The sequence below is a fragment of the Phormidesmis sp. 146-12 genome (assembly GCF_052939495.1).
This window is the reverse complement of sequence record NZ_JBJPHS010000068.1, coordinates 1-26604: the sequence shown is the minus strand read 5'-3', so window position 1 is coordinate 26604 and position 26604 is coordinate 1. Positions and strand designations below refer to the sequence as shown.

Here is a 26604-nt window from a genome sequence, read left to right as displayed (position 1 = left end):
TGGGTCTGACTTTCAGTGTTTTCTAGTGTTTTCTACTCTTCTAACTCTGGCGACTGCTAGACAGATTTTTTGAGAGCCAGCGTTACTCCGTCGGCAATTGGCAACAAACTAATCGTGACGCGATCGTCCTGGGCCACTTTTTGATTGAAAGCCCGAATCGTCTTGGTAATCTTGTCTTGATCGGTCGGGTCGGCAACTCGCCCTGACCAGAGAACGTTGTCGATCGCAATTAGTCCACCGGGGCGAATTAGCTGTAGGGCGCGATCGTAGTAGTCAGCGTAGTTGCCTTTGTCCGCGTCGATGAAGGCAAAATCAAAGTCTGTCTCTCCTTGAGCAAGTAGCTGATCCAAAGTTTCGAGGGCGGGGGCCAGATGCAGCGTGATTTTTTGAGCGACTCCGGCGGCTTGCCAATAGCGACGCGCGATCGCCGTATAGTCTTCGCTAACATCACAGGCGATCAGCTTGCCGTCTGCGGGGAGTGCCAGAGCGATGCAGGTTGAACTGTAGCCCGTAAACACGCCGATTTCTAAAACTTTTTTGGCTCCCATTAATTGGATCAAGAGCGCCATTAGCTGCCCCTGTTCTGGAGAAATTTGCATTCTCGCCTGGGGATGGTTTGCCGTTTCGTCGCGCAACTGAGTGAGAATTTCAGGCTCTCGCAGAGAATTGGCAACCACATACTGATAAAGCGATTCGCTCAATCCAAACGATTTTTTGTACATCCTGCCCTCTGATTCTTTCAGGACTCATGCTATCGCTGCTAATCTGAGAAGACAACTGGATCAGCATTGATGGATCAGCACAGATGGATCGGCACAGATGGAAAGTAACGTGAGTCGATCTCTTCGAGTTACCCGCGAGGGGTCGCTTCGAGTTACCCGCAACAGTCCACTCCGAGTTATTTTGGCGATAGTTTTAACAGGCTTGCTAACGGCTTGTGGGGCGAGTGGACTGCCGAATACTAGCTTGGTGAGAAAGGCGATCGCCATGCAGGTCTCTCAAACTCAGCAGGAAATCAGTCAGCAGTTGCGCTTAGACCCGCCCAAAGTAGAGGTCGATCGCATTCAGATCAAGACTCGATCGCCGCTGACGATTCAAAACCTGACCGCCTATCGCATTGAGGGCACCTACGATTTCACGCTAAAGCTGCGCGATCGCAAAGTTGCTCAAAAAGACAATCCGTTTGAGGTTTATTTGCAGCGACAATTGGAGGGCAAAACCTGGCGAGTGGCCCAGCCGCAAAAAGAATCTGGTTGGATTACAACACTCGTAGAGTAGTGCTTAAACTTTGGTGCGATCTGTCAAGATTTCGTATCCGGTTTCTGTGACGAGAACGGTGTGTTCAAACTGGGCAGAGAGGGCGTTGTCTACGGTGACGGCTGTCCATCGATCGGGGAGAATTCTCGTATTTTTGGAGCCTGCGTTGATGATGGGTTCGATCGCGAGCGTCATTCCTGCCCTTAGCTTTACGTTGGGCATCTGGTGAGTGCGAAAGTTGAAGACAGAGGGTTCTTCGTGCAGATTGCGTCCGACCCCGTGACCTGTGAAGTCTTCGACGACTTTGAACCCGTTTGCTTCGACATAATCTTGGATAGCACCCGCTAAGTCGAGTAAAAAGGCTCCCGCTTTCACTTGCTCAATGCCTGTGTAGAGGGCTTGTTCGGCAACGTGGATTAGTTTTGCAGCGTCAGGAGTCACTTGTTGAACGGCGATCGTGATACAGGAATCGCCGTGAAATCCTTCAAAAAAAGCACCTGTGTCAACTTTGAGCACGTCGCCAGCGCGAATTACTTTCTTGCGGTTAGGAATGCCGTGAACCACTTCGTGATTGATGCTGGAACAAATCGAGGCGGGAAAGCCGTGATAGCCTTTGAAGCTGGGAGTTGCGCCCATTTCACGAATGCGCTTTTCGGCGTGGGCATCCAGGTCGGCCGTCGTCATTCCTGGCTCAACCATTTCTGAAATTTCTTTAAGCACCGTGGCTACGATCGCCGATGCCTGCCGCATGATTTCGATTTCGCGCTGAGATTTGATCTCGACACCTTTGCGCTTTTTGGGCGTGGACTGAGGAATTAAATTACTGAGAATGTTCATGAGGTGGGCAGGTAGTTCAGCGAGTAGACGGGACTTAATTTGAAGCTTAATCAATCTCTAAGGTAGCTTAATTTAGGTCAACGGGCGTTGGAAAGAGGGGCATTACGGAGCGCTCTTGCCTCCCGCAGTAACGACAACGATCTGAGAGGGATGCAGGAGTTCTTGAATGGTTTCGCTGACCTGTGCCTGGGTGACTCCTTCGATCTGATTAGGATATTGACGCAGTTCGGTGGGGTTGAGTCCATACACTTCGTTCATCAAGATCACGTCTGCCAGATTGTTTGGATTGGCCAATTCAACCGGGTAACTGCTGGTGAGCGATCGCTGGGCATTTAAGACTTCGCTCGTACTGACACCTTGATTGCGAATCTGTTCCAAAACCTTGAGGGTGCTGGCGATCGCTTTGTTAGCATCTTCGGGAGCAGTTTGCATGGAAACCAGGAAGGGGCCCTGATGTACGCCTGCTTGAAAGTAGCTGTAGATGCCGTAGGTGAGTCCCTGACGATCGCGAATTTCAGTTCCTAATCGGCTAGAAAGGGTGTCGCCACCGAGAATTTGATTCATCACGGCAGCACTGTAGAACTTGGGATCTTTGCGATCAATTCCCGCGTAGCCGAGAAAGGTTACGGACTGCGTTTTGCCGGGAATCACCTGATCTTCACGTAGCACGTTGGCAGGCAGCGAGACAGACGGAAAGGTTACGGCCGGAGGTTTGCCACTAGCCTTCCAGGTGCCGAGTTCTTTTTCGATCAAGGCTTTCACCTCAGCGGGGTCAAAGTCACCCACGATCGCCAGCGTCGTATTGTCTGGGCGGTAGTGCGTTTTGTAGAAGGTCAGCACGTCCGATCGCTGAATTCCCTGCAAACTCCGGCTCGTGGGGAAGCTGTGAAACGGGTGATTGGAAGGGTAAATCGCCTGCTGGAAGATCCGCCGCGCTACATAGGCAGGGCTATCCATCTGTACTTTGAGCGCTGTCAGGGCGCGTTGCCGACTCAGTTCGAGTTCGCGCTCTGGGAAGGCAGCATTTTGCATCACATCCGCGATCGTTTGAACGAGGACGGGTAAATTTTCTGAAAGCGCAGTCGCCGCTACCGAAACGCCTTCTCGATTGGTGTTGAACGATAAATTGATGCCGCGATCGTCCAAAATCTTCGCCAGCGTCAAAGCATCTCGCGTCTGAGTGCCGTTGATCAAGTTGTCAGCCGTCAGTTTTGATAAACCTGCTTTGTCGGTGGAGTCAAACAACGCCCCGGCATTGATGTGTCCACTCAGCGAAATGGTCGGCGTACTGGAATCTTTGAACAGCAGCAGTTTTAGACCATTGGACAAAACAACTTTTTGGGGCAGCGATTGAGTGGGACGATCGTTCGATCTCGCGACAGGCGGCAAGTACTTGGCAACTTCAGCCGGATCGACAGGTGGGCCGAGATTAAACTGTTCTGCGGTTTGACCTGCGTTGACCGACCCGCCCGCTTTGGCATCCAATTGAGTAGGTTCAAAAAAGCCCAACGTTTGTCGAGACGGATCAAAATAGGTTTTGGCGACCCGTTGGATATCAGCAACCGTGACGCGATCGACCCCAGCCAAGAAGCGATCGGTAAACTGATAATCTCCAGCAGTGGTCTGATCGTCACCTAACTGCATTGCCTGACCCGTAATATCTCGATTTCGCAGCAATACCGAAGAGCGCAATTGCACTTTTGCCCGTGTCAGTTCTGCGGAAGTAATGGGTTTATTTCGCAGATCGGCCAGCGTCGTTTGAATGGTTTGATCAATTTTGGCAAGTTCCTGTTGGGGGGCGGCCGTCGCCGATAAGCCATACCATCCACCCGAAATCATATTGGCAGGATAGCCTCCAAAGTCACTGGCTAAACCAGATTCAATGAGGGCTTGATAGAGTCGAGAACTGCGTCCTTGAGTCAGCACTAAATCAAATAGGTGTAATGCTGGAACATCGGGGTGAGTAACATTGGGCAAGGGATAGACCGCTTGCAACAGAGAAGCGCTTCCGGGTTCTTTAAGCACGATCGCAGCCTTCACACCATCCAATTTTGTTGTACTCGGTGCGCTTGCTTTTGGAATCGTCGGACGTTGTTTGTTGGATGACGGAACTCTACCAAACAGTTCTTTAACAGCGTTCAGCGTTGCATCTGTTTGAATGTCACCCACGACAATCAGCACAGCATTGTCAGGACTATAATAATTGCGGTAATAATCACGTACTTGCTCGACGGTGAAAGACTGCACATCCGCCTTGGTGCCACCGACCATTAAGCCATAGGGAGAATCCGGAAAAGCGGCTCTCATCACGGCGCGATCGAGTCGATAACCGGGACTATTTTCGTAGCCTTGCAGTTCTGAAATCACGACACGCTTTTCGCTCGTTAGCTGGTCAGCGCCAATCACAGCACTCTGCATCCGATCGGCTTCAAGGGTGAGGAGCGATCGCAACTTGTCGCGTTCAACCGTACCAAAATAAGCGGTCTGATCGTAGCTGGTGAATGCATTTGACTGGCTCCCCAACGCGCTAAACAATCGACCAAACTGAATTGGCCGATCTTGGGTGCCCTTAAACATCAAATGTTCTAACTGGTGAGCAATACCGTTTACGCCGGGGGCTTCGTTGCGCGACCCGACTCGATACCAGACTTGAACTGTGACCACAGGCGCAGTCGGCACCGCTTTGGTTAAGACAGTTAAGCCATTGTCGAGAACCGTTTTTTTCACCTGTTCGGTCGTCGAGATGGCTGAAGATTTGGCCGCAGCTTGTGGCGGAAGGGCGTTGGCTGACTGCAAAAAAGCTGTCTCACCTGATAAAAGAATGACGGTCAGGCACAAAGCAAACAAAAAACTTGGCAGACGATATCGTTTCAGGAAGGATAGAAATGACATGAGGCAGTGGGATTAGGTTGGGCAATTGACCGGGCTTGAGAAGGAGGGAGAACTTCGATGATCTGTTCCCCCTTTGGGGGTTCCGCTTCGCGAGAGGGAGGAGGGAGGAAACAAGAATTGGACTTGCTTTGTTTTTAGTTTGGAGGCTGGGGCGTTGCTGAATCAGAGGATGAATTGCCCCAAAGCGGCAGGAAACCCAAGGTTCAAAGTCTCCCATTTTTGGGGGATTTAGGGGGCGAAAAGATGGACACTTCCCCCAGATTCATCCCTCCAATCAGCAACGCCGAGGCTGGATTTTGAGTTTCTTTGCGCTTTTTAGTGAAGGTGGAAAGGCTTTTGAGGAGGATGTGATAGAGGAGGATGTGATAACTGTGACTCAGGGGCGTGTTCGAGTTGACAATAGGGGCGACTGTAGCTGAGAGGCGATTCTAGCGCATGTTGGGCTAGTAGGTCGGGGTCGCTCAAAACTCGCTCAGTTTCTCCGTCGTAAACGACTTCTCCTCGACCGAGAACGATCGTACGATCGCACAGTTCTAACGCCAGATCTAAATCATGAGTTGCGATCAGTTGGGTTAAGGGAAGGGTCGCTAATAAATCGATTAACTGACGGCGCGATCGCGGGTCAAGCTGGGCCGAGGGTTCGTCTAATACCAAGACTTGAGGCTGCATGGCCAACACGCCCGCCATCGCGACTCGTTTCTTTTCACCACCCGACAACCCACTGGCATTGCGAGAAGCGTAATGATCAGGATCAAGTCCTACACAGCGCAGCGCATGGATGGCTCGATGGTTCAACGCTTCGCCGCGAATGTCTTGATTTAACGGGCCAAAGGTGACATCTTCCCAAACCGTTGGCATAAATAGCTGGTCATCTGGATTCTGAAATACCAATCCGACAAAGTTGCGAATCTGCTTAAGGTTTTCGGGACGCATCTCCAGTTCACCGACAATTACCTGTCCCGTTTGGGGAGCCAGCAGACCATTAAAGTGCAGCAGCAGTGTTGATTTTCCGGAGCCATTTGCCCCCACTAATGCCACCCGCTCAGTCGGCCGGATGGAGATATTAACGTGTCTGAGTGCTTGTGTACCATCTGGGTAGGTGTAGCTGAGATTTTCGATAACAATCGGATTGTGGTGCATGAGCGATCGCGCTTACCTAAAACAATATAGAAGTTTTGCCTAATCCCTTTCGCTCTTGGCTCACCGTAGATCCGGGTTGAGGCATCAACTTTCGAGAATATTTGGGCGAGAATATTTGGGAAGATACTTTTCTAATATGACAGCCTTCAACTGCTCTAAATCTCCCGCTCTAATTTTCCCTTGTTCTTAGAGGGGGCTAGGGGGGATCTCCAAAACTTTAGTCTCCGATCAATCCAAACCTCCGCTTAGAACCTCCGCTCAGACTGTTGGACTCGACAGAGCAACTTACTTAACTTAGTTTTGCTCATTCAACTCATGGAACCAACTCCTTAAAAGCGGAGATTAGAGAAACAAATAAATAGCCTGGCCTGCTAGAGCCAACATTGCCGTCAAAGTTAGAGCCAAAATGTCGCGCCGTCCCGGTTTGGGCATTTCTCTCAGGGGAGGCGACCCGGCATATCCACGAGACAGCATTGCTTGATGCACCCGCTCTCCTCGTTCATAGGTGCGGATAAAGAGAGAACCAATCATGTTGCCCACTACAAGTCTTTGCCAGCGCCGACTATTCATGAGATTGCGAGATAGGGCCGCCCGTCGCATCGCGTTAAATTCGTCAATCAGCACTGCGATATAGCGATACATTGATTCGAGAATGGCAACCAAAAGCGGTGGAGTTTTTAACTCAGTAAGGGCTTGAAGCAGCGCAGGCACCGAAGTCGTCAGCGTCAAAATATTTAACAGCAGCAACGATAACAGCGCTTTTGTCACCACACTGCCCAAAATCATCAATCCCGTGGTTGTAATTTTGAGAAATCCCCACTGCCAGAGGATCGTGCCGCCTTCGCGAAACAACGTGCCCAGCAAAACGACACTAACAAAGGCTGATTCCACCGCCACTCGCTTGAGCAAAACCGAAAACGTGATTTGACTGACCAATAGGGCGATCGCCACCGCACTCCCATAAATTGCCCAAGTCCACCAGCGCCCATTCGGAGTCAGCACGATCGCCAGTAATAACAGCAACACACAGAGAATCCGAGTTTTGGGCGTGAGAGCGTGCCAGGGCGTTTTTCGCTGACTGTCCACATCTAGATGAATTGCGCCAATGTGCAATAGCAGCATTCAAATCCTCTTAACTAATCTTCAAATCCTCTTAACTAATCAATGCGTGAATCCGTTTGTGAATCGCTGCGATCAGAATCGCCTTTAACGACCAGTTTGCCGATGCCCCAGGCTAGTCCAAAGGTTGCCAATGTGCCGACCAAACCCGCGATCGGTGTGGCCACCTGTTCCGGAACGCCTCTCAGCGCATATTCATCAAACACTTCGTAAAACGGCAGCTTTTCGGCAGGCTTTTCGGCGGCCTCTTTATCGCCAAATTTCAAATCTTCAGATACCCGGTCTAGCCCGTCTGGATCTTGACTGGCGAATGGAGACAAAAAGACAGCAATTAGTAGAGCGATTCCTAAACCCGCGAAGATCATGGCTCGATTGCGCGTTCTGGTTGCGTTCGTGTTCATAGTTTGTTCGAGTTGGGGGGTGAAGAATTCTTGGATTAGCGAGTCGAGAGCGATCGTGGAATTGACGACGTTGCTCTATGGGGTGGACGGTAAAACAAATCAGGTCGAGTCCGCCACACAAAGCTTACCGTTGCCACCGTAATCAGGGCTTCACCGATGCCGATCAGAATGTGCCAGCCGATCATCGCCACCATCGCCACCTGAAGCGGAACAGTGCCAGAAATCGCCAGTTGAAGCGCCGTTGAGACCGAGGCCACTACCACACTGACCCAGGACGCGATCGCCGACCCTGCCACCATGCCTGCGAGTTTGTCCTGCCCGATCGCCCGTCGAATTCCTCGAAACAAGTAATATCCTAAAAACGTGCCAATCAGTCCCATGTTGAAAATGTTGGCTCCCATCACCGTAATGCCGCCGTCTTGAAAGATGAAGCCCTGCACCATAAAGACACAAGCCATCACCAGCGAACCTGCCCACGGCCCCAACAAAGCGCCTGCCAAAGTCCCCCCCAGCAAGTGTCCCGAAGTTCCTCCTGGAATCGGAAAATTAATCATCTGTGCAGCAAAAATAAAGGCCGCACAAACTCCCATCAGCGGAACCGTTCGTTCCTGGTACTCCGCCTGAGCTTTTTGGAGCGAGACCACAATCAGAGCGATCGCCATCACCCAGGTCACCCCCATCACGGGCAAATTCAGGAACCCATCCGGGATATGCAGCGCCAATTGAGGAGCCGCCCACTGGAGCAGGGAGCCAGATAAAACAGACGGTAGATCAGCCATAGTCATTTTGTAATGAGTAAAAACGTCTTCGAGTTTCAGTAAACTTGCGTACTCTAGAGAATTCAATCCTCTCCGGGGGCATTGAGCGGTAAACTTAAGCAGGAATTCAGGATTGTTACAAAGAGAGGAATCCTATCAAACAGGCTGAATTTTCTAGAAAGTTTTTCCTAGACTAAGTGGCATCTTTTAAGTTAAAGTAAGCAATTGTGAGTTTTTTGAAGTCCTATGAAAGCGCAAGAACTAATCCGCTCGATCGAAGCGGAGCAGCTAAAGTCAGATCTTCCCGTCGTTCATATCGGTGACACGGTTCGCGTGGGCGTGAAAATTAGAGAGGGCGACAAAGAGCGTACCCAGCCCTACGAAGGAGTCGTGATTGCCAAGGGCAGTACTGGCATTAGCCAAAACATCACCGTCCGCCGCGTCTTTCAAGGAGTTGGGGTTGAGCGGGTTTTTCTGATCCACTCTCCTCGGATTGAGAGCATCAAAGTGCTACGTCGCGGTAAAGTCCGTCGCGCCAAACTCTACTTCTTGCGTGAGCGCACTGGTAAGGCAACTCGTCTCAAACAACGCTTCGATCGCCCTTTGTAAGCGGCTGGCGGTTAGCCCTTGATAAACTCACTTTCTGCTAATCGCTAAAAGCTACAGCGAACTGTCCATTAGCTGTTAGACTAGATAAGGCAATAAGTCAGAGTCGTTCGGCTCGTGCGCTCTTAGTTCAGTTGGTAGAACGCAGGTCTCCAAAACCTGATGTCGGGGGTTCAAGTCCTCCAGGGCGCGCTGGATTGCTCTGAGCTAGACAAATTGGTTAAACAGTTGATGGACATTTTTGATGTCGGTCATGAAATATTGAAATAACCCTTGCTTCCGAATCTGTGCGGGGTTGGATCAGCCAGGTTCTGTTGTTGAGTGACAGACTTTAAACTTCAAGAATTTACAGATTCGTTAGACTGTAGATTCGGACACACTCGTTATTAGACAGACGGGAGCGCTTGAGAACTGTGGCAAAAAAAGACGAAGCAACCCTGCCGGAGACAAAAGAAGCCGGATTTAACCCAAATTCCTTTGTTCAAGAAACGAAAGAGGAACTGGACAAAGTAGTCTGGCCCAGTCGTCAACAGCTGATTAGTGAGTCAGTGGCTGTTATTTTAATGGTGACGCTCTCGGCAACTCTCATCTACCTGGTCGATCAGTTCTTTCAGTGGGCACAGATAAAGGTGTTCGGATGACTTTTACTTCAGACGAATCGCAAGAATTAGCACAGCGCAACCCAGCCGAGGACTCAGAAGAAAATCTGGCGCTGGAAAAAGCTCGTTGGTATGCGGTGCAGGTTGCCTCTGGGTGTGAAAAGCGCGTTAAAGCGAACCTGGAGCAGCGCATTCAGACGCTAGATGTCACCAACAGAATTTTGGACGTACAGATCCCTGAAACACCCATCCTCAGACCTCAAAAAGACGGCAAACCCAAAGAAGGCTCAGAAAAAGTCTTTCCGGGCTATGTTTTGGTGAGAATGCTAATGGATGACGAAGTGTGGCAGGTGATCAAAAACACGCCCAACGTGATCAACTTTGTGGGAGCAGAGCAAAAGCGCCGTTATGGACGGGGGCGCGGTCACGTTAAACCAATGCCCCTGGGTCACTCAGAAGTTGAACGCATCTTCAAGCAGTCCCAGGAGCAGGAGCCAGTCAGAAAAATTGACATGGCAGCAGGTGACAAGATTGTCGTTCTCTCAGGGCCGTTTAAGGACTTTGAAGGCGAAGTGATCGAAGTCAGCGCCGAGCGCAACAAACTCAAGGCTCTGCTTTCAATCTTTGGGCGGGAAACCCCTGTGGAATTGGAAGTGAACCAGGTTCAGAAAGTTTAATTCGGAGTCGAAGAGATCACGATCGATGGCAAAAAAAATCACGGCGGTCATTAAGTTGGCAATCAACGCCGGAAAAGCAAACCCAGCCCCTCCGATTGGCCCTGCACTGGGTCAACATGGGGTAAACATCATGATGTTCTGCAAGGAATACAACGCAAGAACTGCTGACCAAGCAGGGATGGTGGTTCCGGTAGAAATCTCAGTTTACGAAGACCGCAGTTTTACCTTCATTCTCAAAACGCCTCCTGCCTCCAAGCTAATTGCCAAAGCGGCTGGAATTGAGACAGGTTCGGGTGAGCCAAATCGTAAAAAAGTAGGGTCGATCTCCCGCACCCAGTTAGAAGACATTGCCAAAACCAAAATGCCTGATCTGAACGCCAATGACATTGATGCGGCGATGAAAATCATCGAAGGCACCGCTAAAAACATGGGCATCACAATCAGCGAATAAGCAACGCAAACATTACGGGGGAGAGAAGATTCTCGCCAATACCCCAGGAGAGTGACATGACTAGAAAAGTATCGCGACGACTACAAGAGTTACAAAAGAAGGTCGAGGAGCGGCCTTACGAGCCACTTGAGGCGCTCAACCTTCTCAAAGAGACTGCAACCGCAAAGTTCCCCGAATCGGCGGAAGCGCACCTGCGTCTCGGCATCGATCCCAAGTACACCGACCAGCAGTTAAGAACGACGGTTTCCTTACCCAAAGGGACGGGGCAAACGGTCAGAGTGGCGGTGATTGCACGTGGCGAAAAGGTCAACGAAGCCACTGTTGCGGGTGCTGACTTGGCGGGTTCTGAGGAGCTGATCGAAGACATCCAAAAAGGGATGATGGACTTTGATTTGCTGATTGCCACGCCGGACATGATGCCGCAGGTCGCAAAATTGGGACGACTGTTGGGGCCACGCGGGTTGATGCCTTCTCCCAAAGGGGGAACGGTGACGTTTGATTTGGGGCCAGCGATCGCCGAATTCAAAGCAGGGAAGCTAGAGTTTCGAGCAGACAAGACAGGAATCGTTCACGTTTTGTTTGGAAAAGCGACTTTCTCGGCTGAGGATCTGTTGGCGAATCTGAAGGCGCTTCAAGAAACGGTCGATCGCAACCGGCCTTCTGGCGCAAAGGGTCGCTATTGGCGCAGTGTTTACGTCTCTTCTACGATGGGGCCGTCGATCGAAGTTGACATTAGTGCCCTGCGTGACCTTAAGATAGGAGACGCTGCTTAATCGAGTTCTGAGCAACTTTGAATTAGCACAGACCTGTATCTTGTTTCAGGAGAAGCACATCCAAAATTTTGTCTGAACTAAATAGCCAAGCCGGAGACAGCAGGGGCTTTATGCTTAATGTCCTGCCTAGGTTTGATTTTTGACTCTCACGATGTCCTTCAGCACCTGAGTCAGATGTCATGTCACCCCGGCCAATCGCTGGGGTTTCTTTTTGGCTTGGCTTTTAGAGACAACCATCAGATACCAATCTCAACTTAAGGAGGTGATTACGAATGGGTAGAACGCCAGAAAATAAGCGACAGATCGTTGCCGAACTCAAAGAAACGCTGAATGACTCTAAACTGATGTTTATCATCAACTACAGTGGCTTGACCGTTTCCGAAATTGGCGATTTGCGAAACCGTCTGCGTCCCAAGGGCGCGGTGTGTAAGGTGACCAAAAACACCTTTATGGGAATCGCGACTCAAGACGATGAGCGGTGGCAATCAGTCGGCGAAATTCTCAAAGGCGACTCTGCTTTTGTGATGGTCAAAGATGACCTGGGTGGCGCAATCAAGGCTTACCAGGAATTCCAGAAAGCCAGCAAGAAGACCGAAATTCGCGGCGGCGTGATGGATGGTCGAGTGCTGAATGAGGCGGATTTGAAAGCGATCGCTGACCTCCCCTCCAAGGAGCAACTCATCGCTCAAATTGCAGGCGCAATCAACGGTGTGGCAACTCAACTAGCCGTGGGTATCAATGCAGTACCTTCTGGTTTGGCGCGTGCGATTCAGCAGATTGCAGACAAAGACAATGCAGCGGAAGAAGACGTAGCTGCTTAGAAAGGATGAGCGAGAACTTCGATGATCTGTTCCCCCTTGGGGGGTAATCCGCTTCGCGAAGAGGGATGAATTGATTGGTCAATTTTGAACTCGAAACTCAAAGCTCGACACCCCAAAACTTTTTTCACTTAGGAGATCAACTATGTCTGCTGTTACCGACGAAATCGTTGAGAAATTGAAGGGTCTGACCCTGCTTGAAGCCTCTGAACTGGTTAAGCAAATCGAGGAAGCGTTTGGCGTGAGTGCTGCGGCTCCGGCTGGCGGCATGATGATGATGGCTCCTGGCGCGGCTGCGGCTCCCGCTGAAGAAGTCGAAGAAAAGACCGAGTTTGATGTTGTGTTGGAAGAAGTCCCTGCTGATAAGAAGATCGCAATTCTCAAGGTCGTGCGGACAATCACGGGTCTGGGTCTGAAGGAAGCAAAAGACTTGGTAGAGGCTGCTCCTAAAGCAGTTAAAGAAGGGGCTGCCAAGGGAGAAGCTGAAGATATCAAGAAGCAACTCGAAGAAGCAGGCGGCAAGGTTTCTATCAAGTAGCCGTTTCTTTGTGTCTCAACTTAGCGTTAATTTGATTCAGTTTTTTCAACTCAACTTGTTTTGGTTTTTGATGCTCAGTTTTGAGGAGCTTCAATCCAAAGTTTTTGGAGAGTTGAGGCGTGTTTCTACTGAAGTCAGTAAAGCTAAGAAACTCATCAATTTGCGTCTAAGTTATCTTTTCTGATGATGTTAGGGGTCTCTTAGGAGGCTCCTTTTTTGCATCGTCTGACTTTTTCACCCGATGCAGAACTTTTCACTCATAAAATCGTCCTAAAGTGGAAACCTTTGCAAAGTTACCGTAATGAAAGTTCAGAGGTTATGGAATTATTTTTGGGTAGTCTCCATTAGCACAGCCACCTTGTCGAGTTCTGCGCTGGCAGCGGAGCAAGTGATTTTGAAGTATGGCGTTTTGCGGGAGTCGATTTCGGTCAGCGAACTCACCGCCTTTGCTGATAAAGGTGATGTTTCTCCCGCCCTTCAAGCCCATTTGCGACTTTCAAAACAAGATCCCGTCGTGGTGCGCCGATCGCTCACCCAAACTGTCACCCTTAATCCCACACTTCTAGATCGCATCCTTAACAGTCCGATCGGCAATAGGCTACTCGATCCGCTGAGTCAAGCCATTCGCACACCCAAAGGAGGAGCCGATCGTCAGGCATTGCGGTCTGCCCTGATTCTCTCTGCAACTGGAGACAGCAAGCTTTCTATTCTAGAAGTCCTGCAAAAGTACCCGACTCAAGAAGTTATGCTGGATGGCGATCGACTCGTTGATGCCTACAAACGGTTGAGCGAACTCGCCGATCGCCTGCAAAATCCCCTGAGCAGCTTTTTTTAGGTTATGGAATTTGAATCTTCAGTACGCCAGAGTTAGTACGCCAGAGTTTCTAACGTTTCGCGTAAATAATTGTGAACCAGCGTGTCTAAGCTAAGATCCTGAATCTGCTTGTCTGTGTCACGTTCAATTCGCCAACTCTTGAAGCCAGAACTGTCTGCGATCGCTCGCTTTAGACTATCCCAAACTTGAAGTTCGGCCATTAGCGGACGCACTTGGGCATCACTTTCGGACGGCGAAGAAGCAGAAGGATTTACCATAGTTCACCTGACAGTTAAGGAGTCGCGACTTGAACAATACTAAGCTTTTACGAAGCGCAATTTCAGGCATCCATTGGTTGCCCGGTTTCTATCTCTAGAATAACTTAAGATATTTTTGCATCTGTGATGTGGACAACACTTTACAGCCACCAAGACGCTAAATTTGGCTATGTTTGGATAAATTGCACTCTGTACACTTCGGCTAGTCAGTACTGGCTTCAGTATCAGTTGGCTCCGTTAACGGGGAAGGCTGAGGCACGGGAATATCCGTAGAGGGCTGTGTCAAGCTGTCTGCAATCAGAGGCGGCACGATTTGATTGACTCGCAGCCCAAAGATCGAAAAACTTTGTGGAATATGGGCCAGCGCAAAGGGGGCAGTCGCGTCAAATTGAGCATCGCTGGTCAGCAAGACTTGTGCCACACTCAAAGGCACCTGCAAAAACAAATTACTCGCTAGAAATCCGATCGCCGCGACTAACAACCCCAAGCCCCGCCATGCTAAAAATGGCGATAAGTCAGCCGTGATCGGCGCGACAAAATAAATCTGACGCAACAATATAACTAGCAGCAGCGCTCCCAATCCAATCCAAATGGGGTTCGCACGCGCCTTAAAGAGGGTAAGCAAGCGACGCTGATCTTCTGTAAGCTTTTCTGGCTTGATAGCGACGGGCACCAAACTAAAGATGTAAAAAGGTTTTTTCCACTGCATCCAAGCGATCGGAGCAATGCCAACCAGAGCAACCAGCCCCAACTCCACGCTCACAGGCAAAATCGGATCACCCGCCAACCCCAGCAAGCACAACATCAAGCAAAGTGGCACCGCAGCCAAGCCAGCCGCATGAATCCACAAATACGGATCAGACCAGAAAGCACGCATAAGTTACACTCGCGTTAATCCCACCATCATTGTAGAGGTGAGTGGGATCTGGAGCGGTGGGCGTAGAAGATGAAAAAGGCTCCCTGAGTCGAAGTGGTGACTAACAGCAGATTCAGAGAATTTTATCTCTCCCACACCCCAACTCGGTTCTTTAGTCAATCACCTGAGCGCGCTGCTGTTTGAGGCTTTGAAGCTGTTGTAGCAATGACTCGGTTTCTGCATGAAGATTGAGAAACTTTGCTTGCTGATCGGCCTGATAAATTGCTTTCATTTTTTCGAGAGAACGCAAATCTGAACAATCGCTTTGAGGCTCACAGACCGCTACACCACTGAATTGAGCGTTTGAATTTCGGGATGTCATAGTGATTAGGAATTTGTACTTACTCACACCGTCGTTTATCTTAACCTAAACTTTACACGAGATCAGATAAAGAGGCTCACTTTTGTGGACGGATCGAGAATTCTTTTAGTTTCCTAGCCCCTGGCTCGACATGCTTCGACACAAATCACCGTCAAAGAAAGCCCTCACGGTAGACTAGGATCTACACTTGTTGCATTCAAGAATTGACTCCTGTGACCCTAAGCCTGTCTACTTCCGATAAATCCCCTCGTGAGGCAATGCCCAAAGTTCAAAACTGGCGTGGCTTGATTGAGGGCTACCGTCGCTATTTGCCTGTTTCTGAGACGACTCCTATTGTGACCCTTCATGAAGGCAATACTCCTTTGATTCCGGTGCCGACGATCGCCGCGCAGATTGGCCGACAGGTACAGGTATTTGTCAAATATGATGGGCTAAATCCGACGGGGAGCTTTAAAGATCGGGGCATGACGATGGCAATCTCCAAAGCTAAGGAAGCGGGAGCCAAAGCCGTAATTTGTGCCAGTACAGGCAATACGTCAGCCGCAGCGGCTGCCTATGCAAGACGAGGTGGGATGCGGGCGTTTGTGTTAATTCCTGATGGCTATGTGGCATTGGGTAAGCTGGCTCAGGCGCTACTTTATGGGGCAGAAGTTCTGGCAATTAAGGGTAACTTCGATCGCGCCCTAGAAATCGTACGAGAGATGTCAGAATGCTACCCGGTGACGTTGGTCAATTCGGTTAACCCCTATCGCCTAGAAGGGCAAAAAACCGCAGCTTTTGAAGTGGTGGATGTATTGGGTGACGCGCCTGACTGGTTGTGCATTCCGGTAGGTAACGCGGGCAATATTAGCGCGTATTGGATGGGGTTTTGTCAATATCATCAAGAAGGACGATCAACCAAGCTACCTCAGATGATGGGCTTTCAAGCGGCAGGGGCGGCCCCGTTAGTGACAGGTCATGCTGTGAGTCAACCCGAAACCCTGGCCACTGCTATTCGCATCGGCAACCCCGCCAACTGGGGAAAAGCGATCGCCGTCCAAGACTCCAGTCAGGGCAGCTTTAATGCCGTTACGGATGAAGAGATTTTGGTCGCCTATCGAATGCTGGCAGGCGATGAAGGAATTTTTTGTGAACCCGCCAGCGCTGCGTCGGTTGCAGGTCTGCTCAAAGTTAAGGATCAAGTTCCTACAGGAGCGACGATCGTCTGTGTGCTTACAGGCAATGGCTTAAAAGATCCCGATTCTGCCATCAAATTTAGCGAAAACAACTTCAGACAAGGAGTTGAGCCAAACCTGGAGACCGTTGCGAAGGTGATGGGGTTCTGAAGAAGGGATGAGGGATGAAACGGTTTGGTAGAGCGGTTGAGGCGCTGACTCAAAAACTTGGATTCAATCCTGGCTTCACCTTCACAGACAATCACCTCACCCAAAGACTCAAAGTTTAATACATCCCTCATCCCTCATCCCTCATCCTCTGCTTCGTCAACATGTCCACCGTGTCTCCCAGCGCCGTCGTTAGATTTTTGCGGGTCTGAACATGATTCGCTTGCTCAATCTTCAAATCTTGGGCCAACCGATCGCGCTCACTCCAGACTTCCAATAGCTTTAGTTTGAGTTCTTCAATGGTTTGCAGGGCATCAATCGATCGCTCAATGCTGGAGGACAAAATCGGAGTATCGGCTGAGGGCTGGGGCAGGCTTTTGAGGTGATTGACTTCTGCGGTGAGGGCAGCGATCGTTTGACGGGTGAGCATGGCTTCCGTTCGACGCTGTTGGGCTTCGGTTTCGTATCGTTTGCGCCAGTTGTCTGCACTTGCATTGGCAGCGTTTTGTGCGTCTTGGGCTTCTTGCAACCGTTGCTTAAGCTCTTTGATTTCGTTGAGCCATTGAACCACCTGATCAGACATGCTCGATCCCTCTCAACCCGCTTAAATTCCACTGCTTAATCTCCAAAGATACACCCAGAATGAAGGATGCGGGGATGAGAGAAAGGACAAATTTGTTAGGTTCTCGATTCTTACTTCCAGCCTTTGCGCGCTTGCTCCAACACGTAAGCAGAAACGTCTTCAACCTGAGACTTCGTTAACTTTGTTTTGTAGGCAGGCATGTTGTTTTTGCCGTTGAGGACGAGTTGACCGATCGCCGCTACGGTTGCATAGCCATTTTGCTGGAGTGCCTTCAGTTTCAGGGTTTTGTTGCGTCGCACGATGTTGCCTCCGTTAGCGTGACAGCCTGCACAGTTGGCTGCAAAAACCTGTGACCCGTTCTTAAGGTTGGCGGCCAGCGTCGGCGGAGTCAGCAACACAATTCCTAAAATGAACCCAACCAGACCGATCGTTAGAAATCGCTTCAGCATTTTATTTACCCATTTGTATTCCTGATCCTGACATATCTTCGCCAACACTCATTCTTTTGAGACAATAACAAAAGAGAATGGCAGAATATCAAAGTGTTGTCAGAAGAGGAGTTTGCTCTGTGCTAGTGCAACTTGGAGTGGGGGCGATTTGTTTTGCGATCGCGTTTGTCTTGGCCAGTCTGGTGGAGTATTGGATGCATCGCCTGATGCATGTTTCGCCCAAAATTGGAGAGCGGCATCGAGATCACCATCGGCGCAATGAGGGTCAGGGCGTTTTGTGGGAGTTTCGCGACTATGTAAAAAGCACGGTAATTATTCTCTGTCTAATGTTTTTTCACTCATTTGCAGCAGGAATGGGCTGGTTTCTTGGCGGCATGGTCTACGCAGCGTTTTCCTCTTATGCTCATCAACTCCAGCACGAAAATCCATCAAAGTGCTTTTGGATGAAGATGCCCGTCCACTATGTCCATCACAAGTACGGAATGTGGCACCACAATTTTGGGCTTGCAGTCGATTGGTGGGATCACGTTTTTGGGACGTACAAGCTGGTTGAGTGGGTCGATGAAACTGAATTGAGTCAACCCGATCGCTCTTATCTACAGTTGCGCTGGTGGTAAAAGAACTGTGGATTTGATGAAATCTCTGAGTGCAAGCTTACGCCGACGAGCTTTACCTTCTAGAAATCGGCGGCGCATCTAATCGGGGTTTTGACGTTGGGTTGCTGACTGACAAAACTTTCTGTCTGGTGATCGGTTCCGCAAGTTCTTTCAGAAACGAGATTGCAGCGACCAGAATAAAATTTGCTGTGTATAAAAACTCCCTAAATTCGATTCGCCAGCGTTAACAATCGCAGAGTTTCAGGGCTTTTGTCAGTCAACCAGCGTTGAGTTAACTAGATTTTTCATCACAAAGACAACAGGTAAAAGAATCTCGGAGGTGCAGGTCGATCGCATTAGTAAGGGATGGCGTTACCCAGTTTGCAATCGATCACCCAAGTTAATTACCTAAATGCTTCAAGAAATTTAAAAAACAAAAGCCCAGTAGCGCGACACCACTGAGCTTGGTAGCTGTGAAAGTTGATACTCTCTAATGAAATGACTTATGTGAGAATCATCTCAAAGTGCTTCATGAAGTTCATCTGTGTTTTTACTGGAATAAGTTGCGTTTTACGCAATGTCGTGAGGGATCGCTCCAGAACAACCCGTAAACTTACGGTTGATATCTAATCAGGAAGATTTTCGACACAAAGGGAAGAAACTTGCCCTGCGTTACCAGCAAGAATCAGATTAAAAAAGGGACGATCGCTCCACTTATGAAGCAAACCGCCCCTTACAGATCCCTGATTTTTTAAAAGGTCAGGATCTCAACTGTTCTAGCTAGTGACGACGAATCGGCGTGCCACAGGGATAAGTTGCCACAGGTTCACGCATTGAGGAAGTTACGGAAATCGGCTCTGTGACAGGGTGATCAGGTTGCAGCTTCGCAGCTTCGTAGTCTGCCTTGAGTTTTGCCAGCATCTCATCGCGGCGATCGTACAGTCGCTTGAGCTGACGAGGCGCACATTGATTGGTCACATAGGCGGTGAGAATGGGCAACGCGATCGTACTGTCGGTATAGCAAACGATCGTGTTAGGCAACTCATCGGGGTCAACTTTGCCCCAGCTTACGGCTTCGTTGGGCGTTGCGCCAGACAATCCACCCGTATCAGGACGAGCATCCGTCACCTGAATAAAGTAATCGTGTCCCCGCTCTTCCAATCCCAACACTTCATGTAGCTGAGGTTGAGTTTGCAGCAGGAAATTTTTGGGACTGCCGCCACCAATGATTAGAGCCGCACTCTTGCCTTCGACATCAGGGATGCCAGATTCACGCGCTGAGTAAGCGATCGCCGCTGTTTCATTGACATCCAGCATTGGGTCGATCATCAGTCTGGAACCTTCGAGGGCCATCGCTGCAATGTTCATGCCGATCGAGCTATCGCCCGGTGAAGACGTGTAAATCGGAACGCCACACTCATAAGCCGTCGCCAGCAAAGAGGAATGCTTGACCCCTAACTGCCGCTCGACCTCATAGACATACTTGCCTAGCAGATGGTGAAATTCTGCTGTTCCCATGCGTTTTTGAAACGGTTCGGCTTTAAGAATCTGGCGGATAAAAGCATCGGTTCCCAACAGCACGTCGTAGTCAAAAATGATGTCATAAATGCGAATTCGACCTTCTTGACGCAGCTTCACATCATCGACAAAGGGATTGCTGGCATAGAGATCCAGTCCCAATCCATAGTGCATATCGTGGTAAAGATTGGCTCCGGTACTGATGATCCAATCGACGAATCCGTTTCGCATTAGGGGTGCAATCACAGAAGTCCCCAATCCGGCTGGGGTCATCGCTCCTGAGAGGCTAAGGCCGACCGTTACGCCTTCTTGCATGATTTCGCGCGTCAGCAGATGACAAATTTCTCGCAGGCGAGCCGAATTGTATGCCGTAAAGTAGCCGTCAATCAAATCTACTACGCTGATTTCGGCAGGCATGGGGGAGGGTGCAATTTTGTGACTGAGAAGTTTGGACATTTTTCTACTCCAGAAAGGATCAAACGCATAAAGAAAGGGCTAGACAGTGAATAACAGTCCACGTTAAATCGCCAGGCTACTGGGATATGCGCTTTTTTCTTAAAACTCAGCGCAAATCAAAGCAACCGCGATCGACGCAGGAACGCCTCTTGTGGTCAAATGCGGCTTAGTTCTTACAGCCCCAGAACTCGCTAACCACTTCGGCAATAAGTTTTGAAAATTCTCCTAAAAGAGAACTTGACCGATCCAGTTCGCGAAGGCGTTGAAAGCGATAGGACTTTACAACAAACGCAGTGCGAACCTTAAGTTACAGATCGGTCAGTTCATACTGGGCGCTTCACAGCGGTCAACCAGCGAGAGAGCTGGATCACACTGCCGCTTGCGCTTTAACTTCATGTCCAGATACCAGAGAGGTCTCCAGGGGTATCCAGTAAACGAGAAAAGTTTCAATGCTTTTTACGCAACCTTGTGTAAACACAGACGATTTCATCCTATCACTCCTTCCCAGAATGTCACTCATCTGAAATACTGAGATTTTCTCAAGGGCGACCCAAGAGCGGACTGTCTCCTGATAGGCTAGGAGCAATACTTAGAATGTTTCTAGAAAGCGTCTCGTCCATGATTGACTCTCAGCCTGACATCAATTCCTCGATCGCGGATTCCGAAAAGCACCGCCAAAAAATGCAGCGACGCAAAGAAGTGCAGGATCAGCGACTGTCTGATATGGCTGCCGAAAAAGGGTTGGTCATTGTCAATACAGGCAATGGCAAAGGCAAGACCACGGCGGCTTTAGGAATGGTGCTGCGATCGCTCGGTCACGGTTACAAGGTGGCAATCGTTCAGTTTATTAAAGGAGCCTGGGAGCCTGCCGAAAAAGCGGCCTTTGCCCATTGGGGCGACCAGCTTCAGTTTCACGCCTTGGGAGAAGGGTTCACCTGGGAGACGCAGGATCGCGATCGCGATATTCTCAAAGCAACCGAAGCCTGGGAGACGGCTTTATCCTTCATTCACAACCCTGACTATCGGCTGGTACTGCTTGACGAAATTAACATCGCGCTCAAGTTGGGCTATCTGAATGTAGAAACAGTGCTTGCGGGATTGGCAGAAAAGCCAGAAGCGTCTCACGTCATTCTTACGGGTCGAGGTGCCCCTGCGGCCCTGATCGATCGCGCCGACCTAGTTACAGAAATGACATTAATCAAACATCCATTTCGAGAACAAGGCATCAAGGCCCAGCCTGGAATCGAATTTTAACTGCTGTTCTGTTTATAGAATTGAGGCTTGTCAGAGGTCTGAATTGCTACATTGAGCCGCATGGATTTGATATTTAGAGGCAACCTGCGTATTTTCCAGATTCACAGGACTGAGTTTGACTGTGAAATGCAGCAGGGGCGGCGAGTTTGAGGGATTTGAAGAGCGATCGCAAAGTTTTCTTCTCGATGTAGGGCACAACCGTGGCTCGACCGTTCTAAAAGACGACTCTGGTGGTAATGCGGACGATACTTCGTTGAACAATGTATAAGATTTTATTCAAAACCATCACTTTTAGTTGCAGTGAATCTCACAAGGAATCGTTGCGGATTCGTGTAAAATGCTGCTTTGACTTCACTTCTAATCTTTAAATACTGAATTTTTGGCTAATGCTTTCTAAAAAGTCATCAAATCCTCTCTAGCGAAGAGTTTGACGGTTTCATGCTGGCATTTTCTAGCATAAGCTGAAATCTTTGTTCAGCAAGGATTCCAGCTTCCCAGACAAGCTTTAGTCAAAACTTCAGTAAGTAGGGAACACTACTCCCAGAATCAATCGAAAATTGTCAGCTCATAACAGAGTAACGCTATGCCTCCCATCCTTGGTAATAACTCGTTCGAGACCGCTAAAGAAATTCTCTCGCCCGCCCTTTCCACCAAAGAAGAATTAGGTTCACTTAGTAGCGCTACGGGGGGAGACCTGACCGACTACTTTAAATTCACCCTTACAGGCAGCAGCAGCATCAGTCTTTCGCTAACCGGATTAACTGGAAATGCACGCCTGAGAGCTTTTTCTGCACCCAACGAAGCGAGTGAAATTACCCCATCAGGCACCAGCAATCCCCAACGTCTCTCAGAGTCCATCATTCTCAACAACGTCCAGCCCGGAACTTACTACGTCAAAGTTGATCTAGACTCCACCGATTCGACGGCGACCTCTGCTGACTACTCACTTAAAGTGGGTGCCAACACCAGCCTCAACTCCAGCAGCATCCTATGGCGCGCAGCCGACGGCACAAATGGGGTGTGGTTGATGAATGGTAAAGATTACAGTGAGGTTGGCTTTACTCCACAAAAAACGAGCAACTGGCGACCGACGGTTGGTGACTTTAATGGAGATGGAGAAGATGATGTCTTTTGGCAAAACACAACGGATGGGTCGCTCGAAATCTGGCTAATGCAGGGCAAAAGCGTGCTAGAGGTTGGAACGCCCAGATTCAACAACCAGTCTCTCTTTTTGGATGCACCCTGGAAATCCTATGTCGGTGATTTTGATGGAAACGGCAAGTCAGACATCTTCTGGCACAACCAGTCCACCGGAGTGACCGCTGTCTGGCTGATGGATGGCATTAAGATTGCCGATGCTAACCTCACGCCTGCATTTCCCGCACGGTCAACTTGGGCACCTGAAATCGCTGACTTTGACGGCAATGGCAACGACGACATCCTCTGGCGAAACGCCCCAACTGGAGAGTTAGCCATTTGGATCATGAAAGGCAGAAACCTGGAGACACCGACGAGTTTTAGCTACTTTTCTGGCGTTCCTCGCGAATGGGTGCCCACAGCAGTTGACTTGACTGGAGACGGAGGTGCAGACCTGCTCTGGCGCAACACCTCCACAGGCGACAACGTTGTTTGGCTCATGACAGGCAAAGACCGCCAATCGTTTGACTCCTTGTTTAGTTCTCCAGCTTTGACCTCCTGGACTCCTCAAACAGGGGACTTTAATGGCGACGGAATTACTGATATATTCTGGCGCGACTCCTTTACTCGCAACGGGGTCACGTCAGGGTCTGGCACCAACGGCATTTGGAACCTAGACGGCAATCTGGGCATGGGTCAAAAACTCACCAGTTTTGGTTTCTTGTTGACTAATGAGGTTAGCTGGAAGATTGAAGCGATTACTGACTTTAACGGTGACGGCAAAGACGACATGCTGTGGCGCAACTCAGATGGAACGGTCGGCGTGTGGCTGATAGACACCACAGGTACAAAACTGACCGAAGGAAAAGCCCTTGCTGACTTTGCGATCGCTCCCTCTAAAGTTCCACTAGATTGGAAAATGGATGGAATTCTCAAGCGCAATCTCACCAACAAGCCCCAGAGCATTAGCGGCCCTTCCGAGGCCACTGCTTTTGATGTTGGCACTCTCAACACCGGGACGAATGTCAGTCCTGCTACACCAGGAGTCTATCGAGATGCTGTGACGGCGACAGCTCCTGACTTCTTTAAGTTCAATATTGCTACCCAGTCGAATTTTACGATGACTCCGACGGGCAGCGTAACACTGCAACTATTTAGACAGGGAGCGGCGGGCACTCCATCGACTTTAGTTGCTTACACAGCAGGAATGGATTTAGGAGTCGGCACCTACTTTGTCAAAGTTAATACGACTGCAAATACCTCCACTGTTTACAGCTTGACTCTGTTGGGGACACCTCAAATCGTCAATCTCTTGGGTGAAAGCTTTACGGCTCCGGTTCAGATTCCGCTAGACGAACCCTCAACGGCTACGCCAAATCCCGCAACAAAGGTCAATGTTAGCTACAGCATCAGAAATGGTGGAACTGTCTCTGTGAGCGGGGTCAAGGTGAACTTTGTCATCTCCAGAGATAGCGTGATTGATGCCAGCGATCGCCTGATCGGAACAGACCTCGTACAACAGACGATCGCAGCAGGCAGCCCCTCCACAGTCCGAACCAGCCAAGTGACCCTGCCTAATATCGAAGACACTTTCTGGACAGTAGACAAAAACTATTACATCGGCGTGATCGTTGACCCAGACAATGCCTTCACAGAGACCAGCGAAACCGATAACTTTAATGTCGCGATCGCCAAGGACAAGTTTGAAGTTAATGTAACAAGAACAATCACGGCTGATCCCAGAGCCATCAGCTTGAGCGTAACCCCATCGACCTCGATTCCAATTACCTCATCAAGTAGCAGCACTCTATCAGCGACCTATGCGATCGGCAACGCTGGCAATAAGGCAATTCTTGACAGTGAGACGATACTCACTAAGTTCTATCTCTCAGAGGATAACGTTTTTGGCCCCGGCGATCGAGATCTCAATGAGATTCCGAACGCAATTCCTGCTAGAACTGACCTATCTCCTGCTCAAATCAATTTAGCATTACCACCTAAAGGGGATACGGTTTGGCGGAACCTGACAGGAACACAACAGTTCTACATCATTATGGTGGTCAACACAAATGGTATTCCTGAGTCAGATCCCACCAATAATCTGACATCGAGTGCGATCACGGTTGATTTGGGTGTCTAAGCTGTTTTGATTCTATTTGTCGTCAGGGGTGCAAAGGTGTGCCCCTTTTTTGTGGCTACTCTACTTCGACGGCGGGGGTCGAGCATTGGATTGAGATGTCGTTGGTTTTGGGATAGGCGCTCAGGAGTCGCAGAAAATACTCACTGTCAAAGCTGCGGGGATCTATCCGTTGGCGCGATCGATCCACCAGTCGATGAGTCGTAATTCGGGATTGTGGCACTCCTGTTTTGGCGACGAGCCACGCTAGAGATTGATATTGTGCTCTTGTGTAGCCACTGTGTCGAGTCGCATTGTCGCGCCCGTCGGGAGGGGTGACGAGAGAAATGTGATAGGCAAAGTTATTCACAGAGGGCGGAAAGTCAGGATTAGTTCTGACTGCCTCAATGCCGATCGCGCTTTCAAACACAGAATTTCCGGCTCCAAAGGCGCGACGATCGGGCGGCACCAGATAAGTCACGGTTCCATCTTCTCTAATTAAGGTGTGATAGCTGACCTGATCGTTATCGTTGGGATGGGGCGTTTGAAAAAAGCTGATCGTGCCCTGACCAGAGCCAACGGTTTCGTGGAGAACGACGATCGGCTCCTGGTTAACGGGGTTGCCAGCGAGGTCTTGCAAAAAACGCCGCCCAAAGTTGGTGGGGTGTGCCAGTGTGACCACTTCTCTGGGTGTGTAGATCGGCTGAGTTTTGGGCAAGTCGTCTTTAGTGGGAACGATCGCGCTAGAGTCCTGTCTAAATCGACTTAGGGGAATTTGTTCTCGAATCGCCGGGGGCACTTTTGTCAATTTGTTCTTTTTGGCGATGGGTTTGAGGGCACAGGCACTAGAAAGTGTAGAACCGTCAAAGGATTGTGAGGGCTGGCTGAGAGCAGGGGGAGTAGAAAGGCGAATTTTGATTCCTTCGACCACTTCGGTATGACCAGAGTAGGCTCCCAGAACGATCGCAATTACGCTCAACGCCAGGATGATGAGAGTTTGTAACGGTTTTTTCATGCCAGTAGGGTTCATTCGGAGGGGGGCGATCGCAAAAGGAGCCTTTCATGACTCATGCTTAGAGAGCAATTTATTACTGTCGATCGATTTTGGCAAGTCGTTTTTCTAACTGAGTAACGCGCTCTTTAAGTTCGATGACAAGTGTGGCGAGTCGGTCAAACTGGGGATCAGCAGAAGCAACCCCTGGACGGCTTCGTGGCACTGGGTTTGAAGGAAGTGAGGGAGCAACGCTCGATCGAGGAATGCGAGACTCAATCTGACTCAGGCGACTTTGTAGCCCAAAAAAATCAGTTTCCAGGCGCGACACACGAGAGTCTAACCCCGCTTGCGCTTGTGCCGGAGAGCAGCTTTGTAAAGGGAGCATACAGAGGATAGCAAAGGCGATCGCGAAAAATTTACCCATCATTTCTGAGGCGGTTTCTGAATCTGAGGTCTGTTGCTTAAAATAGAAGATCATCTTCAGTGCGTGAACCTCTAGCTGAAGAACGAACTTACGCGCTAAATCGTTGTTGGAGAACTTCGTTACAACCAAATTCTTACAACCAAATTCTTACAACTCAAATAGTCATAGTTCAAAGGCCAAAATCCTATATCGAGAGTCTTAAGTTCTTCCCGTTTCTGTCAACGCTTTGAGATGAGTCAGTCACAACGCTGTCAAATGAGACTCATACAGTAATAACACTGGACGTTTTTACAACCTGCCATGTTCCCTTTTCCTGTCGCGGTTCTCGTTGTTGGGTTCGTCGTCGCTTCTGGATTTGCAACAATCCGCTATCTGTTTCCGCAGGGTGCCGAAAGAAAGGAAGCAGAGGTGAGAGATGAGATGAGTGTTGGGAGTCCGGAGCGATCGCACTCAATCCGCTAAGGTGACGTAAATTGAATTCAGTTTTTTTGCTTTGTGGATTGGCACCTGCTTGACTGACAAAACTAGGAAGCCGGAATGCAAGAGAGGACAGTAAATT

Annotated in this window: 30 protein-coding genes, 1 tRNA gene and 1 other annotated feature; of the genes, 16 read left to right on the top strand and 15 right to left on the bottom strand. The window is 49.6% G+C overall.

Features of this window, described 5'->3' with window-relative positions:
- Positions 1–56: 56 nt before the first annotated feature.
- The gene (locus ACKFKF_RS23790) at positions 57–722 is read right to left on the bottom strand and encodes an O-methyltransferase (RefSeq protein ID WP_446869959.1); all 666 of its coding nucleotides are present in this window, start codon (positions 720–722) and stop codon (positions 57–59) included.
- Positions 723–831: 109 nt separating this feature from the next.
- On the opposite strand from ACKFKF_RS23790, the gene ACKFKF_RS23785 reads away from it, so the two are divergent.
- The gene (locus ACKFKF_RS23785; protein WP_446869958.1) at positions 832–1278 is read left to right on the top strand and encodes a hypothetical protein; all 447 of its coding nucleotides are present in this window, start codon (positions 832–834) and stop codon (positions 1276–1278) included.
- Between the two features lie 3 nt (positions 1279–1281).
- Here the strand turns inward: ACKFKF_RS23785 and map are convergent, their stop codons facing one another.
- The 6 genes from map to ACKFKF_RS23755 all read right to left on the bottom strand — a co-directional run bounded on the left by map (position 1282) and on the right by ACKFKF_RS23755 (position 8425).
- Entirely contained in the window at positions 1282–2094 is an 813-nt protein-coding gene (gene map, locus ACKFKF_RS23780) for a type I methionyl aminopeptidase (RefSeq protein ID WP_446859087.1), read from the bottom strand.
- Positions 2095–2196: 102 nt separating this feature from the next.
- Complete coding sequence (locus ACKFKF_RS23775) at positions 2197–4986, bottom strand: M16 family metallopeptidase (protein ID WP_446869957.1); 2790 nt, start codon at positions 4984–4986, stop codon at positions 2197–2199.
- Positions 4987–5301: 315 nt separating this feature from the next.
- Positions 5302–6126 carry an energy-coupling factor ABC transporter ATP-binding protein gene (locus ACKFKF_RS23770; protein WP_446869956.1) on the bottom strand — a complete coding sequence of 275 codons (825 nt, stop codon included), beginning with the start codon at positions 6124–6126 and terminating at the stop codon, positions 5302–5304.
- Between the two features lie 342 nt (positions 6127–6468).
- Positions 6469–7248 carry a cobalt ECF transporter T component CbiQ gene (cbiQ, locus tag ACKFKF_RS23765; RefSeq protein WP_446869955.1) on the bottom strand — a complete coding sequence of 260 codons (780 nt, stop codon included), beginning with the start codon at positions 7246–7248 and terminating at the stop codon, positions 6469–6471.
- Between the two features lie 35 nt (positions 7249–7283).
- Positions 7284–7646 (bottom strand): PDGLE domain-containing protein, encoded by a 363-nt coding sequence (locus ACKFKF_RS23760; protein WP_446869954.1) that lies wholly within the window; start codon positions 7644–7646, stop codon positions 7284–7286.
- Between the two features lie 35 nt (positions 7647–7681).
- Entirely contained in the window at positions 7682–8425 is a 744-nt protein-coding gene (locus ACKFKF_RS23755) for an energy-coupling factor ABC transporter permease (RefSeq protein WP_446859082.1), read from the bottom strand.
- A 225-nt stretch (positions 8426–8650) separates the two neighbouring features.
- Here ACKFKF_RS23755 and rplS point away from each other — a divergent pair, with 225 nt between their 5' ends.
- The 9 genes from rplS to ACKFKF_RS23710 all read left to right on the top strand — a co-directional run bounded on the left by rplS (position 8651) and on the right by ACKFKF_RS23710 (position 13701).
- Positions 8651–9013, top strand: a complete 363-nt coding sequence (gene rplS / locus ACKFKF_RS23750) for a 50S ribosomal protein L19 (protein WP_446869953.1) — start codon at positions 8651–8653, stop codon at positions 9011–9013.
- Positions 9014–9129: 116 nt separating this feature from the next.
- Positions 9130–9202 (top strand) — tRNA-Trp (locus tag ACKFKF_RS23745).
- 221 nt (positions 9203–9423) lie between these two features.
- Positions 9424–9651 (top strand): preprotein translocase subunit SecE, encoded by a 228-nt coding sequence (gene secE / locus ACKFKF_RS23740; RefSeq protein ID WP_446859080.1) that lies wholly within the window; start codon positions 9424–9426, stop codon positions 9649–9651.
- Positions 9648–10286 (top strand): transcription termination/antitermination protein NusG, encoded by a 639-nt coding sequence (gene nusG, locus ACKFKF_RS23735; RefSeq protein ID WP_446859079.1) that lies wholly within the window; start codon positions 9648–9650, stop codon positions 10284–10286. Before secE ends, nusG begins: the two co-directional genes overlap by 4 nt.
- A 25-nt stretch (positions 10287–10311) precedes the next feature.
- Positions 10312–10737 carry a 50S ribosomal protein L11 gene (gene rplK / locus ACKFKF_RS23730; RefSeq protein ID WP_446859078.1) on the top strand — a complete coding sequence of 142 codons (426 nt, stop codon included), beginning with the start codon at positions 10312–10314 and terminating at the stop codon, positions 10735–10737.
- Positions 10738–10793: 56 nt separating this feature from the next.
- Positions 10794–11510 (top strand): 50S ribosomal protein L1, encoded by a 717-nt coding sequence (gene rplA / locus ACKFKF_RS23725; RefSeq protein WP_446859077.1) that lies wholly within the window; start codon positions 10794–10796, stop codon positions 11508–11510.
- A 72-nt stretch (positions 11511–11582) separates the two neighbouring features.
- Positions 11583–11729: a sequence feature (ribosomal protein L10 leader region), on the top strand.
- A 53-nt stretch (positions 11730–11782) separates the two neighbouring features.
- Complete coding sequence (rplJ, locus tag ACKFKF_RS23720; RefSeq protein WP_446869952.1) at positions 11783–12331, top strand: 50S ribosomal protein L10; 549 nt, start codon at positions 11783–11785, stop codon at positions 12329–12331.
- Positions 12332–12473: 142 nt separating this feature from the next.
- Positions 12474–12866 (top strand): 50S ribosomal protein L7/L12, encoded by a 393-nt coding sequence (gene rplL, locus ACKFKF_RS23715; RefSeq protein ID WP_446859075.1) that lies wholly within the window; start codon positions 12474–12476, stop codon positions 12864–12866.
- Between the two features lie 301 nt (positions 12867–13167).
- Positions 13168–13701: an alpha/beta hydrolase gene (locus ACKFKF_RS23710; RefSeq protein WP_446869951.1), complete on the top strand. Its 534-nt coding sequence runs from the start codon at positions 13168–13170 to the stop codon at positions 13699–13701.
- 32 nt (positions 13702–13733) lie between these two features.
- On the opposite strand, the gene ACKFKF_RS23705 is transcribed toward ACKFKF_RS23710, so the two are convergent.
- From ACKFKF_RS23705 to ACKFKF_RS23695, 3 genes are all read right to left on the bottom strand, one after another.
- A complete protein-coding gene (locus ACKFKF_RS23705; RefSeq protein WP_446859073.1) occupies positions 13734–13958 on the bottom strand; it encodes a hypothetical protein in 225 nt (74 codons plus the stop codon).
- Positions 13959–14160: 202 nt separating this feature from the next.
- Complete coding sequence (locus ACKFKF_RS23700; protein WP_446869950.1) at positions 14161–14835, bottom strand: low-complexity tail membrane protein; 675 nt, start codon at positions 14833–14835, stop codon at positions 14161–14163.
- A 151-nt stretch (positions 14836–14986) separates the two neighbouring features.
- The gene (locus tag ACKFKF_RS23695) at positions 14987–15196 is read right to left on the bottom strand and encodes a hypothetical protein (RefSeq protein WP_446869949.1); all 210 of its coding nucleotides are present in this window, start codon (positions 15194–15196) and stop codon (positions 14987–14989) included.
- A 257-nt stretch (positions 15197–15453) separates the two neighbouring features.
- On the opposite strand from ACKFKF_RS23695, the gene thrC reads away from it, so the two are divergent.
- Positions 15454–16521 (top strand): threonine synthase, encoded by a 1068-nt coding sequence (thrC, locus tag ACKFKF_RS23690; protein WP_446859070.1) that lies wholly within the window; start codon positions 15454–15456, stop codon positions 16519–16521.
- Between the two features lie 127 nt (positions 16522–16648).
- Here thrC and ACKFKF_RS23685 read toward each other — a convergent pair whose 3' ends face one another.
- Together ACKFKF_RS23685 and petJ are read right to left on the bottom strand one after the other, a co-directional pair.
- Positions 16649–17101 (bottom strand): hypothetical protein, encoded by a 453-nt coding sequence (locus ACKFKF_RS23685; RefSeq protein ID WP_446859069.1) that lies wholly within the window; start codon positions 17099–17101, stop codon positions 16649–16651.
- Positions 17102–17211: 110 nt separating this feature from the next.
- The gene (petJ, locus tag ACKFKF_RS23680) at positions 17212–17550 is read right to left on the bottom strand and encodes a cytochrome c6 PetJ (RefSeq protein WP_446859068.1); all 339 of its coding nucleotides are present in this window, start codon (positions 17548–17550) and stop codon (positions 17212–17214) included.
- A gap of 119 nt (positions 17551–17669) precedes the next feature.
- Here petJ and ACKFKF_RS23675 point away from each other — a divergent pair, with 119 nt between their 5' ends.
- On the top strand, positions 17670–18167 hold the full coding sequence (locus ACKFKF_RS23675) for a sterol desaturase family protein (protein WP_446859067.1): 498 nt from the start codon (positions 17670–17672) through the stop codon (positions 18165–18167).
- Between the two features lie 759 nt (positions 18168–18926).
- On the opposite strand, the gene ACKFKF_RS23670 is transcribed toward ACKFKF_RS23675, so the two are convergent.
- Positions 18927–20120 carry a homospermidine biosynthesis protein gene (locus tag ACKFKF_RS23670; RefSeq protein ID WP_446869948.1) on the bottom strand — a complete coding sequence of 398 codons (1194 nt, stop codon included), beginning with the start codon at positions 20118–20120 and terminating at the stop codon, positions 18927–18929.
- A gap of 618 nt (positions 20121–20738) precedes the next feature.
- Here ACKFKF_RS23670 and cobO point away from each other — a divergent pair.
- The 3 genes from cobO (at position 20739) to ACKFKF_RS23655 (ending at position 24651) form a co-directional block, all read left to right on the top strand.
- The gene (gene cobO, locus ACKFKF_RS23665) at positions 20739–21374 is read left to right on the top strand and encodes a cob(I)yrinic acid a,c-diamide adenosyltransferase (RefSeq protein ID WP_446869947.1); all 636 of its coding nucleotides are present in this window, start codon (positions 20739–20741) and stop codon (positions 21372–21374) included.
- 121 nt (positions 21375–21495) lie between these two features.
- Positions 21496–21642, top strand: coding sequence for a hypothetical protein (locus ACKFKF_RS23660; RefSeq protein WP_446869946.1), 147 nt, complete (start codon positions 21496–21498; stop codon positions 21640–21642).
- Positions 21643–21957: 315 nt separating this feature from the next.
- Entirely contained in the window at positions 21958–24651 is a 2694-nt protein-coding gene (locus ACKFKF_RS23655; protein ID WP_446869945.1) for an FG-GAP-like repeat-containing protein, read from the top strand.
- A 55-nt stretch (positions 24652–24706) separates the two neighbouring features.
- Here the strand turns inward: ACKFKF_RS23655 and ACKFKF_RS23650 are convergent, their stop codons facing one another.
- Together ACKFKF_RS23650 and ACKFKF_RS23645 are read right to left on the bottom strand one after the other, a co-directional pair.
- Complete coding sequence (locus ACKFKF_RS23650) at positions 24707–25642, bottom strand: peptidoglycan recognition protein family protein (RefSeq protein WP_446869944.1); 936 nt, start codon at positions 25640–25642, stop codon at positions 24707–24709.
- Between the two features lie 73 nt (positions 25643–25715).
- Positions 25716–26099, bottom strand: coding sequence for a hypothetical protein (locus ACKFKF_RS23645; RefSeq protein WP_446869943.1), 384 nt, complete (start codon positions 26097–26099; stop codon positions 25716–25718).
- Positions 26100–26345: 246 nt separating this feature from the next.
- Here ACKFKF_RS23645 and ACKFKF_RS23640 point away from each other — a divergent pair, with 246 nt between their 5' ends.
- The gene (locus ACKFKF_RS23640) at positions 26346–26507 is read left to right on the top strand and encodes a hypothetical protein (RefSeq protein WP_446869942.1); all 162 of its coding nucleotides are present in this window, start codon (positions 26346–26348) and stop codon (positions 26505–26507) included.
- The last annotated feature ends 97 nt before the right edge of the window (positions 26508–26604 follow it).